The 12,958-nt window shown below is 68.2% G+C and carries 12 protein-coding genes; 5 read left to right on the top strand and 7 right to left on the bottom strand.

Annotated features, from left to right (window positions below; translation table 11 throughout):
- Nucleotides 1–66: 66 nt before the first annotated feature.
- On the top strand, nucleotides 67–1,677 hold the full coding sequence (locus RM788_RS37990; protein WP_315924260.1) for a protein kinase domain-containing protein: 1,611 nt from the start codon (nucleotides 67–69) through the stop codon (nucleotides 1,675–1,677).
- A gap of 9 nt (nucleotides 1,678–1,686) precedes the next feature.
- Here RM788_RS37990 and RM788_RS37985 read toward each other — a convergent pair whose 3' ends face one another.
- On the bottom strand, nucleotides 1,687–2,652 hold the full coding sequence (locus RM788_RS37985; RefSeq protein WP_315924258.1) for a hypothetical protein: 966 nt from the start codon (nucleotides 2,650–2,652) through the stop codon (nucleotides 1,687–1,689).
- A gap of 343 nt (nucleotides 2,653–2,995) precedes the next feature.
- Here RM788_RS37985 and RM788_RS37980 point away from each other — a divergent pair, with 343 nt between their 5' ends.
- On the top strand, nucleotides 2,996–5,215 hold the full coding sequence (locus RM788_RS37980) for an ATP-binding protein (RefSeq protein WP_315924256.1): 2,220 nt from the start codon (nucleotides 2,996–2,998) through the stop codon (nucleotides 5,213–5,215).
- Between the two features lie 5 nt (nucleotides 5,216–5,220).
- On the opposite strand, the gene RM788_RS37975 is transcribed toward RM788_RS37980, so the two are convergent.
- Together RM788_RS37975 and RM788_RS37970 are read right to left on the bottom strand one after the other, a co-directional pair.
- Nucleotides 5,221–6,153, bottom strand: a complete 933-nt coding sequence (locus tag RM788_RS37975) for a hypothetical protein (protein WP_315924254.1) — start codon at nucleotides 6,151–6,153, stop codon at nucleotides 5,221–5,223.
- Nucleotides 6,154–6,407: 254 nt separating this feature from the next.
- Nucleotides 6,408–6,551, bottom strand: coding sequence for a hypothetical protein (locus RM788_RS37970; protein ID WP_315924252.1), 144 nt, complete (start codon nucleotides 6,549–6,551; stop codon nucleotides 6,408–6,410).
- A gap of 120 nt (nucleotides 6,552–6,671) precedes the next feature.
- On the opposite strand from RM788_RS37970, the gene RM788_RS37965 reads away from it, so the two are divergent.
- Nucleotides 6,672–7,043 (top strand): hypothetical protein, encoded by a 372-nt coding sequence (locus RM788_RS37965; RefSeq protein ID WP_315924250.1) that lies wholly within the window; start codon nucleotides 6,672–6,674, stop codon nucleotides 7,041–7,043.
- 759 nt (nucleotides 7,044–7,802) lie between these two features.
- On the opposite strand, the gene RM788_RS37960 is transcribed toward RM788_RS37965, so the two are convergent.
- From RM788_RS37960 to RM788_RS37945, 4 genes are all read right to left on the bottom strand, one after another.
- Nucleotides 7,803–8,396, bottom strand: coding sequence for a transposase (locus RM788_RS37960; protein WP_315924248.1), 594 nt, complete (start codon nucleotides 8,394–8,396; stop codon nucleotides 7,803–7,805).
- Nucleotides 8,321–8,866 carry a helix-turn-helix domain-containing protein gene (locus RM788_RS37955; RefSeq protein WP_315924246.1) on the bottom strand — a complete coding sequence of 182 codons (546 nt, stop codon included), beginning with the start codon at nucleotides 8,864–8,866 and terminating at the stop codon, nucleotides 8,321–8,323. Before RM788_RS37955 ends, RM788_RS37960 begins: the two co-directional genes overlap by 76 nt.
- A gap of 128 nt (nucleotides 8,867–8,994) precedes the next feature.
- Entirely contained in the window at nucleotides 8,995–9,963 is a 969-nt protein-coding gene (locus tag RM788_RS37950; protein ID WP_315934860.1) for an IS30 family transposase, read from the bottom strand.
- 48 nt (nucleotides 9,964–10,011) lie between these two features.
- Nucleotides 10,012–11,001 carry a hypothetical protein gene (locus RM788_RS37945; RefSeq protein WP_315924244.1) on the bottom strand — a complete coding sequence of 330 codons (990 nt, stop codon included), beginning with the start codon at nucleotides 10,999–11,001 and terminating at the stop codon, nucleotides 10,012–10,014.
- A gap of 93 nt (nucleotides 11,002–11,094) precedes the next feature.
- Here RM788_RS37945 and RM788_RS37940 point away from each other — a divergent pair, with 93 nt between their 5' ends.
- Nucleotides 11,095–11,487, top strand: coding sequence for a toll/interleukin-1 receptor domain-containing protein (locus RM788_RS37940; protein WP_315924242.1), 393 nt, complete (start codon nucleotides 11,095–11,097; stop codon nucleotides 11,485–11,487).
- 66 nt (nucleotides 11,488–11,553) lie between these two features.
- Nucleotides 11,554–12,758, top strand: a protein-coding gene (locus RM788_RS37935; RefSeq protein ID WP_315924240.1) for an IS3 family transposase whose coding sequence is annotated in 2 segments (ribosomal slippage) — nucleotides 11,554–11,848 and nucleotides 11,848–12,758 — 1,206 coding nt in all. Because the reading frame shifts where the segments join, the coding sequence is not laid out codon by codon here.
- The last annotated feature ends 200 nt before the right edge of the window (nucleotides 12,759–12,958 follow it).

Genomic DNA, 12,958 nt, shown 5'->3' with positions numbered 1-12,958 from the left:
GTGACCGCTGCGGGTGTGCTCGTCCCGAACCGGCTCGGCCGGTGCGGAGAGGAGAGACGACCGCAGATGAACCAAGTCTTCGGCAACCAGTACCTGCTCGGCGCCCCGATCGCCGGGTCGGCGCCGGGCGAGGTCTACGCGGCCCACTCGGCGGAGGCCGACGCGGACGGATCGCCGTCAACGGTCGCCATCACCCTGGTGGACCGCCGGTTGGCCACCACCCCCGGCGTGGACGCCCACCTCCGGGAGCAACTGGCCCAGGTGGTGCGGGTCGACAACCCGCACCTGGCCGCGGTCCGCCAAGTGGTGCGGGACGGCGACCGCCTCGGGGTGGTGACCGACCCGCTGCCGCCGCGCACCCTGCGCGACCTGCTCGACGGGGGGATCAGGGTGCTGCCCGCCCAGGTCGCCTCGCTGGGCGCGGAGATCGCCTTGGCACTCGCGGACCTGCATGCCGCGCACGTCCTGCACTTGGCGGTGTGCCCGGAGAACGTGCGGCTGGACGGCCCGTCGGCATTGCTCACCGGGCACGGCGTCGAAGCCGCCCGTGTAGCGCTGCGGCGGACGGCACGCGACGAGATCACGACGGCGTCGCCCCCCTACACGGCTCCGGAGGTCTCCGGCGACCGGGCGATCGGCGCCGGTGCCGACGTGTACTCGCTGGGCGCGCTCCTCTACGAGGCCTGCTGCGGCTCGCCGCCATTCACCGGGACGCTGGCCGAGGTGATGCGGCAGCACGAATCGATGCTGCCGGGTGCGGTGCCGGGGATGCCCTCGCCGCTCGCCGGGCTGATCGGCCGGATGCTCGCCAAGGACTCCCTGTCGCGCCCCAACGCCACAGAGGTGGCCCGGCAGTTGAGCGAGCTGGCCTTGACTCTCAGCGGTGAGCCGGTGGTCGACGGCGAGCCCGCACGGCCCGTCCCTGTTCCCTCCGCCCTCCCGTCCCTCGGAAGGTTCACGATCATGCCCAAGCGGAAGAAGGCCAGAACCCTCCTCGGTGTCGGCTTGGTGGCCGTGGTCGGCTCCGCGGTGCTCGCCTTCTCCGGGGACGACGGGCCGAAAGCGCAGCCGCCCGCGCCGACCACGACACTCGCCACGACCACAACCGCCGCTCCGACCACATCGAGCTCGAGCACCACGAGCACGCCGTCCGTGTCGGGGACGACCACGACCACGACCACGACAGCGCCGGCAACGGCCACCGGTCCGGTGACCGTGCAGTTGGACGCGCTCAAGCCGGTGGCCGGCGAGTGGGAGAGCCGCCGACCCACGGGGGTGGTGGGTGTCAACGGCACCGACTACCCGCACAGCCTCACCAGCGATCTGGGCTCCTGTGGCGGGCAGAAGGGATCCGTCGAGTACAACCTGATGCGCAACTACCTCACCTTGGAGGGCACCTTCGGCCTTGCCGACGACTCGCGGGTGAAGGAGACCGAAGCCCTGGTGGAGGTGATCGTCGACGACGAGCACCCGTTCCGCGAGCAGATCCGCTTCGGCCAGCCGGTGCCGCTGAAGGTCGACCTGACCAACGCGCTGCGCCTGACCATCCGGTGGCAACTCAGCGGGGAGGCCTCGTCCTGCGAACTCGCGGATTTGGTGTTCGGCGACCCGCGGCTGCTCGGCGCCTCCGGCCGAGGTACCACGTCCGGCACGTCCCCCACCACCACGACGCGGTAGCGCAGGGCGTTAGGTGGGCGGCTCCCAGCCCATGCCGTAGGACCGCGCGGGTCGGAGGTTCTCGAACACCACGCGGACCTCGCCCGCGCCGTCCGCGACCAGTGCCTCCCGCGCCGGCGCGGGGTCGCCCGCCTGCATCGACAGTTCCCCGTCGATCCGCCAGATCCGCGCCGGGAGGTTCTCGCGGCGGAACCCCACGCTGAGCGCGAAACGCTCGCAGGCGAACTCCGGCGTGCAGCAGTAGAGGGGTGCGATGGTCGGCACTCGAACGCGGAAGAAGAACGAGTGTTCGTCGCCGGAGTCGAGGGGGGCCGGTGGGCGCAGGGTGAACGCGACCCGGTGGGAGGACACCGCCCTCGGGTCGAGCACCTCGCCGCCCTCGATCTCGTCGATGCCGAGGGTGCGCAGGTCCACCGGGCCGCCCGCCGGCGCGGTCGAGATCACCGAGACGGCGTGCTCGATCCCGGTCAGGCCCGGCACGTGGCTCACCACCCGGCGGGTCTCGAACACCTCCACCTGGGGACCGCGGAGCAGCACCCTGACCTTGAGCTCTTTGGTGTGCCAGGGGGAATCGTTTGCGGCAACGGTCGCCGGCGGCGCGTCCCGCGCGTGGGCCAGCTCGGCGAGGAGGTAGATGACCTCGTCGGCACGGCGCTGCATGGTCCGCGTGTCCCGGTCGACGACCTTGCCCAACCAGGCCAGCCGTGCGGTGTAGGAGAGGTTGTCGGGGTTGTTGAACCCGAACACGGCCCGCGCGGTCGGCTGCTTCCCCTCGGGGAGCCTGCCGATCAGCTCGCCCAGGGCGGTGACGACCAGGTGCCGGACGACGCCGGGTGGGGCGCCGTCCGGCACACCGCACACCTGCCGCAGGGCCACACCGGCCGACCTGGGCACGGATGTCTCCTGAGCGCCGAGGCCCTTGCGCAGGACCTTCAGGTCCGCGATGAGTTCGTCGAGCTGACCGTCGGGGTGCACCACACCACCTCATCTCCGTTCCGGATACTACCGATGTCGGCGGACCGGCTACCTTCTCACAACCACTCGGAAGAAGTGCGGGAAACGGTGTGTCGGAAGGTTTCCCGACATCGGAAACAGTGCGAAACCCACGATCCTGTTGGTACCGGAATTGTCCGAGCACGATGAGCTCATCCCCGCCGGGGCTTCCCACGGAAAGGAGAGAGCGGTGCACACCCACTACACCACCATCGTGCTCCTGCTGATCGGACTACTGATCTGAGCGTTCCGCCCGCCGGTGCCCGCTCTTCCACGGTGGGCACCGGCGGGCGTTTTCCTGTCATCCCTCGAGGAACTGGGAGCCATGATCGAATTCGGGGCCGAATTGCGCCGGCGCAGAGCCGAGGCCAACCTGTCCCAGCATTCGCTGGGTGCGAAGGTGTACCTCAGCAAGGGATATGTCAGCCGAATAGAGAACGGTCGGGTGACCATCCAGCGCGACCTGGCAAAGAGGTTCGACGACGTGCTCGGGGCCAGCGGCGAGTTGCTCGCGCTGCTACCCGCCCAGAGCGGGTCGGCGGAACCGGGCGAGTTCGGTCCGCACGGCCTGCCCGGCCCGCCGCTGCACTTCGTCGGTCGTGGCAACGAACTGGCGACGTTGGCCTCGGCGTTGCTCGGCGAAGGGGCTGTGCGGGTGTGCGTGCTGCACGGGATCGCGGGAATCGGCAAGACCGCCATCGCGCTGACCGCAGCACGGCAGGCGGAACGGGACTTCCCGGACGGCGCGCTGTTCTTCGACCTGGGCGGTCACACTCCCGGCGTCGAACCGATCCCGCCGGCGCAGATCCTCCACACGATGCTCACGATTCTGGGCGTCGCCGTGGACCGCATCCCGGCCGACGTCGACGGCCGCGCGAACGTGCTGCGCGACCGCTTGCGCGGGCGAAGGGTCCTGCTGGTGTTCGACAACGTCGCCGACGCCGCCCAGGTCCGCCCGCTACTCCCGGCGGAAGAGGCGTGCCGGGTACTAGTCACGAGCCGCCGCAAGCTGTCGGCCCTCGACGACGCCTGGCACGTGCGGGTCGAAGCCCTGGACACCGGTGACGCCGTGGGCCTCTTCCGGGCGCTGGTGGGTGACGTGGCGCCGGACCCGGCCGAGGCCGCGCGCATCGTCGCGTTGTGCGACAGGCTGCCGCTGGCTGTAAGGATCGCCGCCGTGCGGTACGCCGTCGGGGGCTGGAGCGCGGCCCGATTCCGCGCCCGGCTGGTCGACGAGGGCACGCGCCTGGCGTCCCTCGACGACGGCGAGCGCGGTGTGGCGGCGGCGTTCGCGGTGTCCTACGCCGAGTTGCCCGCGGACCAGCGCAGGATCTTTGGGCTTCTGGCCTACCACCCCGGCACCGTCATCGAGGCCGACGCCGCGGACGCCATGGCCGGGTTGCCCGAGGGTGAGTCCGACCTGCTGCTCGACCGGCTCCACGAAGCGAACCTGGTGGCGCTGGGAGAGCACGGTTACAGCCTGCACGACCTGGTGCGCCTGTTCGCCGTCAACCACGCGTTGCCCGAGGTCGACGCCGCCACCAAAGCCGCGGCCGTGGCCAGGCTCGTGGCGCACGCGGTCGACCGGGTGGCTGCGGCCGACGAGTTGGTGAACCCGAGACGCCACCGCACGGTCTCGTCGACCCACCCGCACCCCCTGCCCGACAGACGGACCGCCTTGGCCTGGCTGCGGGCGCAGTGGCCGACGCTCGTCCGGCTGGTCGTGCTGGCAGGCGACCACGACCTGCACCGCGACTGCTGGCAACTGGCCCACCTGCTGCGCGGGTTCTTCTTCCACGACCGGCTGATCGACCCGTGGCTCGCCACCCACGAGCGCGGACTCGGCGCGGCGCGCGAGGAGAACGACCTCTCGGCCGTCGGCATTATGCTCAACGGCATGGGCATGGCCCACATCAAGGCGGGTGCGGTTGACGCGGCGCTGGACTGCCACCGCCGTGCGTTCGACGCTTTCACCGCCGCCGATGACGAACGCGGGGTGGTGGACGCGTCGTCCAGCGCGGCGTGGACGCGCATCTACCGGGGCGAGCCGGACACCGCCGTCGAGGAGTTGACCTCTGTGCTGAGCGTCTACCGGCGCACCGGCCGCCGGCGCAACACCATGATCGCCCTGCGCGGGATCGCGCTCGCGTTGACCGACCTGGGGCGTTTCGACGAGGCGGCCGGGCACGCCCAGGAGGCGTGGGAGATCGCCAGTCAGGAGGGCGACGACGGCGCAGACCACGAGGGCATCGTCATGGCGCTCAACTGCCTGGCCTGGATCGACTTCCGCGCCGGCCGGCACGACGAAGCAGATGACCGATACACCGAGGCCGCCGACGTCGCCGACCTGGCGGGTCACGCGGACGAACACGCGCGGGCGATCACCGGACGTGGCAACATCGCCGCGTCCTGCGGTGAATTCGCCACTGCCCTCTCCCTCTGGTCCACCGCGGACGCCCTGAGCGCGGCGCTCAACCCGGCGGTGCTGGGTGAGGCGCGCGTCCGCGCCGACCTGAAGGCCGAGCACAGCGCTGACCCGACCTGACGGGTTCAGCACCAGCGCAACCCGTAGGACAGGTGGGCGACCAGGTCGGTGAAGGACGCGGAGAACTCGCGCGATCGGCCGACCGGCAGTGCCCGGCGCGGCGTGAGGTCGTCCTCCACTTCGACGGCTGGCACGCCGTCCACCACGAGCACCCGCTGCGGTGGCACGGTGAACACCACCCGCAGAGTGAACCGGTCGCACCGGCCGTGCGGGGTGCAGACGTAGTGCCTCAGCGGTGTGCCGTTGGGGGTGATCCGCAAGCCGATCTCGGCCTCCTGCCCAATTTCCAGCGGTTTCGACAGCCGCACCGTCGTGGCGATCCGGGCAGAGGCCTTCCGCGAGCGGTGCACCAACGAGCCGCCGTGGATGACCTGCACCCACACCCCGTCCACATCGGCCTCGCCGCCCTCCGACGGGGTCAGCGACCATCCGAGGTCCAACTCGGTCACGCTGGTACGGTCCGCGACGACCCGGCGCGTCTCGAACACCTCGCCGTCCGTCAACGACACCGTGGTCGTCAGTTCACTGGTGTGCCAGGGCAGGGTAGGTCTCCTCGCCTGCCGCCCAGAGACCAGCTGCGCCACGCTCAGTAGGCTCTCGTCGACCCGCCTGCGCACGGTCCGGACCTCGCGACCCAGTCGGGTGCCTGCCCATTCCAACCGTTCGAGGTAGAACGGCAACCTCGCCTCTTCAGTGAGGGCGAAAGCGGCCGTGAAGCAGATGCGGAGATCCTCCGGCAATTCTGATGCCAGGTCCGACAGGGTCGCCAACAGCTTCGCGCGTGCTTCGCCCTCGTCGTCTTTGGCGCTTATACCACACAACGCGCCGATCAGGTGGCCGAGGTTGCTCTTCACTTCGGGCCGGAGCACCCCGCGTCCGCGGCGGAGTTCCTTGAGCTCGGCGACCAGGACATCGGTTTCGTGGCACGGAGTGGGCATGACCGTCCTCCCTCATGCGGTGCCTTGATTCAACCGCGCCACTGCGGCCGTAGGCGCGTGGTGGCGCGGTGTTGACGGGAATGTGTCCGGTCGCTGTCACCCCTTCGGCTACCCAAGTATCGGCACTGGTGCGTAACCGGGAAACCTTCCTGGGGTTTCGCATCGACTCCATGATGGATCCACCCGATCTCGTTGGAGCGAAACCCTGTGGAGGGGCCATGAACGTTTTCTGTCCCATCAGTCGCCTGGTCCGTTTAGGCATCTGGTTGTTGGTGCTGGGGTTTGCAATCGGATTGGTGCTCGGCGTCCAGGTCGGGGGTGACGAACTTGTCGGTGACCCGCGTGCCGCGGTGGTCCTCGACGTCGTTGCCGGAGCGGTACCGGTGTGAGCCAGGCACTGGTCGGATTGTGGCCGTCGATTGGCCAGCGCGTGGTGTACCGGCGCTCGCAGCGCCACCCCACGATTGAGGAGGTTCGACCTCGGGATCTTTCTCGACAACTGGAAGAGGTGGGAGATCGTGGACGGAAAGCGGAAGCGGACGACTGTTCAAGCGGCGGCGCTGGCGCTGTTGACCGCGGCGTTCGGCGGGGTATTGATGGCTGGCGCCACGCCAGCGTCGGCTTCAGGGCCGGGCATGCTCGCCAGCTACATCGGCTCCAACTCCGGTGGCGCGAACCTGCGCACGTGCGGCAACACCGGGTGCGGGACCATCGCGTACATGGGCAACGGCACCGGCGTCACCATGCAGTGCTGGACCGACAGCCAGTGGGTATACCCGCCCGCCTCGGACTACAGCTCCCCCCGGTGGTTCCGGCTGTCGACCCCCTGGGGTGTCGGCTACACGCACTCGTCGCTCGTCGAAGGGCAGACCTCCGTCGGCCAGTGCTGACGACTCCTGTTGCGGGTGGGCTCCGGCGTGGTGCGAAGCGCCGGAGCCCACCCATGTCCAACGACCGTGAGCCGCACGCACGGGGGTGTCCCTATGTGGTTGTCAAGCCGCTGCCGGGGCGGGAGCGGGCTCGGGGTGCCGGTAGGGGCCTTCCGAGTACAAGAACATGGTGGGCAGGGCTGGACGTGCCAGGACGGGCGTTTGTCATGTGCGAGTTCGACGTCGACGTCGAACTCGTCTGGCGCGACTACGTGAACGCTGAACCTGAGCCAGCTCGTTCGGCCCAGGTTTCCCCAGGCCTCGAACTGGACGGCGTCGTGCTGACTGTGTTCAAGGTGCTAGCCACGGAAGTGCGAGGTGCCGACACGGCTGGAGTGGCGGACCCCCTGAAGTGGACGTTCACCGCCTTCCCGATCGGTCCTGCTTCCAATGTCGGGCTGTCTTACCACTCCGTCGCGGTGGGGCACCTTCTCCAGCGCGCAATTCGAGCAGGCGTACGGCCTGGGTTATGGAGGGGTTCGTGTAGGCAGCATCGGATGAGCCTGACTCGCCCGACGGAGTGCCCTGAAATCAGTAGAAATTGAGGTCATTTGAACGGAGGTAGCGCTTCGTACTCACCGGAGTCGGGGTCAAGGGTGCACGAGGTCCATCGCCCCAGATCAGGGCTCGCTAGTCGGGCTCCTAGTGCCATTGCGATCGCCACTGGGCCGCTCAAGAAAATGAGCCTGCGACTATCGACCCTGAAGCATCAGGGTCCGACTAGGGCGGGCGTAGCCCGGTACCAGCAAGGAAGCCGTCGACCAGACCCGGCACGTACTGCATCCGTTTGAGCCGGGTACGGGCCAGTGTTGACATGCGGGTGATCGTGCCTGCGGCGAGGTTGGCCAGGCTGCGCTTCAGGTGCGACCAGACGCTTTCCACCGGGTTGAGGTCCGGGGCGTAGGACGGGAGTTGGTAGACACGTAACCACTTTCGGGTGGCCACGAGTCGACGCATCAGAGCGCTGGTGTGGCCACCCAAGTTGTCCCACACGAGCACGATCGGCCCGCCCAGTTGCTGGTGCGCGGCATCGAGCAGGGCGGCGAAGTCGTGTTCACGGAAGCCCTTCTTCTCGCCTTTACGGCCCCGGTGCAGCATCATCCGGTAGATCAGCCGCGATCTCTCGCCCGCCTTGTAACAGGCCAAAGCCGCCATCGAGATCCGACCCGAGCCCTTACCGGTCACCGCGACCACGGGTGTGTGTCCACGCGGGGCCCAGGTGCGGGCCCTGGCTGGTCTCAGCGTTTGCCCGGCCTCGTCGGCGAAGCAGATCCACGCGCCCAGCCTGCGCGCGATTCTTTTACCTGTGGCCATGTCGACTTTCGCCAGGTGGCCACCGCCTCGTCATCACGTTCCGCCGCACGATGGACCGGCACCTGCGGAGTCCACCCCATCCGGTGCAGCACCAACGCCACGCCCTTGAGGCTGTAGGAGACGTGGAACATCCGTCCGATCAGCGTCGACACGCGGGCCAGCGTCCACCGCTGATCCTCGGCCCACCCCGCTGCCGCCGGACCGGCCAGCAAAGCCTCTTCCAGCCGGGTGATCTGCCGTTGGTTCAGCTTGGTCTTCGGGCCTGGCGGGCCTGTGGACGCCAGAGCTTCCGTCCCGCCGTCGGCCCACGCCCGCCGCCACGCCCGCGCCGATTTCTCCGACACCTCAAGCGCGCGTGCCACCTCGACCGGCGAGGCTCCCCGTTCGAACATCTCCGCCGCTCGCAGGCGAACCAGTTCACGCTTGGCACGTGCCCTCGGGCCGGTGCCACCGCCATCCGCGTATCGCACCACAAAAGTGTCCCGGAGAACTCGCGGCAACCGCCGACAACACGCCGAACCTTGAAACTACAGGTTCAGTAGTACGGGCACCGCTGGGTACCTGGGCCGTACGCCATGCCTGGCAGATCTGGGCAGGTTCAGGCGGTGGAAGCATCCGCTTCGAGGAGTTCGATGAATACCTCGCTGGGTTTACGCCAATCGTGAATCTTACGGGGCCGGTCGTTGATCTCGGCGGCGATGGCGGCAAGGTAAGTCGGGTCATGGGTGATCTCGATGCCCTTGGGCAGGTACTCCCGCACGATCCGGTTGAGGTTCTCATTGCTGCCGCGCTCCCACGGCGAGTGCGGGTGAGCGAAGAACACCGGCAACCCGGTAGCCGTGATGCCCTTGTGCAGAGCCATTTCCGAACCACAATCCCACGTCAACGACCGCTTGATCGTCGCCGGGAGAGAACCGACAGCGGAGATGATCGCCTCACTCACCGTCAACGAGTCCCGCCCGTGAAGCGGCACCAGGATCAGGAACCGGCTGGTGCGCTCCACCAAGGTCGCCACCACGGACCTGCCGCCCTTGCCCACGACCAAGTCCCCCTCCCAATGCCCGGCCACCGCCCGGCCCTCGACCTCGGCCGGACGTTCATCGAGATAGCGGGGCTCCCGGATCCGCGGCGCCGGCGCCGGACGAGGCCCCCGCCGAGCGGTGCGTCCGGTCCGCAACGCGATCAACTCCCGCCCCAGCGTCGCCACCGGCTGCGCATAGACCCACTGGTAGATCGCCTCATGACTCACCCCGCCAGAGTCCCCGTCGCGACGTTCACGTGCCAACCGTCCCGCGATCGACCCCGGTGACCAGCCCAGACGCAACAGGTCCAGCACCACCGACCGCAGTTCCGACGACCGATCCACCGCCATCACCTTCGGCCGCGACCGCCCCCGCGTCGCGACCTGGTCGGCGTCCACCGCCCGATACCCACCACGCCCGCCATGACGAGCGACCTCACGCGACACGACCGAGGGATCACGATCGATTAGAACAGCGATCTCCTTGTACTCCAACGACTCCGCCAGACCACGAGAGATCTCCTCCCGATCGGCCAACGTCAACATCCTGCGCACGACAGGGAATCCTTCCCCACCGAACACCAAGATCACATGCTACGACCGCCTGAGCCTGCCCTGCTCAACAGCGGCGGTGAACACCGAGGTCTCTTCGACCAGTCGACTGGACTCGGTGCCAATCACGAGCAGATGTCCGACACCTTGCTGTCGACAGGCGGCCAGCACCGGCTCGGTAAACTCGTCCCCTCGTCCTTGCAGGTCAAGTGCGAGAGCTACGGCACTCCCATGTCCGAGAGCTTGGACTGGCTTAACCACGAGCGGTGCCAATCCACCCTGACTCGTCCGTAAAGAGACAGCGGCAAAGTACGCCGGACTCCCCGCGCCCTGTCGGATCGCAAACAGCAGAGTTTTCCGGGAATGCGTGTACCCGAGCCGGGCGCCGACCCGGAATCCGATGTGCAGGGGCATGGTCGGTACCAGGTTGATCTGGGCGGCGTCTGGCGTAAGCCGTGCGGCGAGTGTGGTTGCCGTGATCACCTCGTCGGCCAGTGCATCGACATCGACGGTTCCCCACCGCTCGCCTGCACCGAGCTGAACGGCCGCTCGCAGGGTCGCCGAGCAGGTCGCCTGGCTGAACGACTGCGCCTGCTGGTCGAGTTGTCGGGCCCTGGCCAGCCCTCTCCTGGGGTCAAGCGCGGTGATGACCACACCCACTCGCACCTTCCGCCTGGCTCTCATCCGCAGCCAGAGCTCCAGTACAACAACGACCAAGCTCGACACTGTGAGGACGACGAACCACCACAACCCGTTGGCCTCCCCGGTTGCTATGGACTTCACTGTCTCCACCCCGAACCCGCTGGCTGCTGCCGCTCCGACCGCGATGACCGCAGTCCCGTCAGTGATTAGTCCGCGGATCGACGAGTCGCCGTTCGTCCCGCCGCCACCGACCACTGAAAGGTGAGCCGCCTGACCAGGCTCGTCCATGCACATCCCCTGTCTCGTCCACCGACACGAACGGGTGGTTTCGCCTGCCGTTGCTCGACCATCGCCTATCCTCCCGGTCATCGCGGAGAACACCACATCCACAGCCCTAAAGCTCGGACTCACCGTTGCTCGCTGTGCATGGCATTTCCGGCTCCCCTGTCGTGACAGTGGGATGGCAACCGACTGGAGCGTGGCGTGACCCAGGTGAACGACTTGGACCCGGTGTTCCTCAGTTACCGACACTCCGACGGCGACCTGCTGGCCGAGCGCGCGGCCTGGGCCCACCGTGCTTACGGGGTTCCGGTGTGGCACGACCAGACTCACCTCCCGCCTGGAAACTTCAAGCGCCGACTTGACGAGGCGTTGAAGTCGGGACTGTCCGGCGCAGTCCTCCTGATCACCCCCGACTTGGCAGACTCCGACATCGTCCGCAACCTGGAACTCCCCCTCCTTCTCAAGTTGGAGGCGGACTCGGCGTTCACCTTCGCCATCGGCAACACCATCACCGGCCCGAACGGATCCTTGGACTACGACGCACCAGATCGCTTCTTTCCACAGGAGGAATCGAAACTGCGTGACGGGACTTGACCCTGGATGTTGGACACCAGACACACTTGGACCTTGGTGGTCCGGGTGGACAGGAGTCCCGTTCAGATGGTGATGAAGCACTACCCGCCCGAGTTTCGGGCCGAGGCGGTCGCGCTTTACCGGTCCCGGCCGGGTGCGACGATCAAGTCGGTGGCTCAGGACCTCGGGGTCAATCACGAGACGCTGCGCAACTGGATCCGGCTCGACGACGCGCAGGGCTCCGAGGCACCCGCCGCGGCCGGGGCGGCTCCAGTGGCCCGGGCCTCGCCGGAGGACGAGAACGTCGCGCTGTGCAAGCGGATCCGCGAACTCGAGGAGGAACGCGACATCCTGCGCAAGGCGGCCCGGTATTTCGCGGGGGAGACGCGCTGGTGAACCGCTTCAGGTTCGTCTCCGAGCACCAACGCCGTCACGGCGTCAAGCGGTTGTGCCAGGTCATCGGCCTCGCCCGATCCAGCTACTACCACTGGAAAGCCACCCAACCCGACCGGGCCGCCCGCGCCGCGGACGACGCGGACCTGGCCGCCCGCATCCGCGTCATCCACCGGGAGTCAGCCGGCACCTACGGCGTCCCGCGCGTCACCGCCGAGCTGCACGACACCGGACACCGGGTCAACCACAAGCGGGTCGCCCGAGTCATGCGCGGGATCGGCCTGGCCGGGGTGCGGTTGCGCCGCCGGCACCGCACCACCGTCGCCGACCCGGCGGCGGTCAAGGCCCCGGACCTGCTTGGCCGCGACTTCACCGCGCAGACACCGAACGCCCGCTACGTCGGCGACATCACGTATCTGCCGATCGCCGACGGCACGTTCCTCTACCTGGCCACGGTGATGGACCTGTGCTCGCGCCGCCTGGTCGGCTGGGCCGTGGCCGACCACATGCGCGTCGAACTCGTCCTCGACGCCCTACACGCGGCCGAACGGACACGAGGCAGCCTGGCCGGGGCGATCTTCCACAGCGACCATGGAGCCCAATACGGTGCCAGGGCCTTCGCCGACGCCTGCCGGACCGCCGGGGTGACCCGATCCATGGGCGCGGTCGGCAGCTCCGCCGACAACGCCGCCGCCGAAAGCCTCAACGCCTCCTTCAAACGTGAGACGCTGCAAGGCGCCCAGAGTTGGTGCAGTGCAAGGGAAGCACGCCTGGCCGTGTTCGGCTGGGCGCACCGCTACAACACTCGACGCCGTCACTCCCACCTCGGCCAGAAGTCCCCGATCGACTACGAGAACACCCTCATTCCGGCACCGGCTACGCTGACCCACGCCGCATAACCCCGTGTCCAACATCCGGGGTGAAGTCCCAGGCAGGCGGGGTCGGCAAATTTGTCGACCCCGTTCTGGCTTCAGCCACCGTGGATATCGCACTTTCACCAGTATCACCGGGTCTGACAACTTGCTCCCCGTTGACGTGGCGGCTTGCTGCTGGGTGGGTAGTTGCGACACCGCCGACTCGATCAATCAGCGGGGCGAGG

The sequence above is a fragment of the Umezawaea sp. Da 62-37 genome (assembly GCF_032460545.1).
Lineage (GTDB): Bacteria > Actinomycetota > Actinomycetes > Mycobacteriales > Pseudonocardiaceae > Umezawaea.
Note: the sequence above shows the minus strand (reverse complement) of the source record. Positions and strands in the feature narration are given on the sequence as shown.

Excerpts from the sequence above, each read along its gene's own strand:
- RM788_RS37975 (WP_315924254.1), bottom strand. The coding sequence starts at position 6,153 with ATGCCCACTCCGTGCCACGAAACCGATGTCCTGGTCGCCGAGCTCAAG.
- RM788_RS37990 (WP_315924260.1), top strand. The coding sequence starts at position 67 with ATGAACCAAGTCTTCGGCAACCAGTACCTGCTCGGCGCCCCGATCGCC.
- RM788_RS37960 (WP_315924248.1), bottom strand. The coding sequence starts at position 8,396 with ATGGCCACAGGTAAAAGAATCGCGCGCAGGCTGGGCGCGTGGATCTGC.
- RM788_RS37980 (WP_315924256.1), top strand. The coding sequence starts at position 2,996 with ATGATCGAATTCGGGGCCGAATTGCGCCGGCGCAGAGCCGAGGCCAAC.
- RM788_RS37950 (WP_315934860.1), bottom strand. The coding sequence starts at position 9,963 with ATGTTGACGTTGGCCGATCGGGAGGAGATCTCTCGTGGTCTGGCGGAG.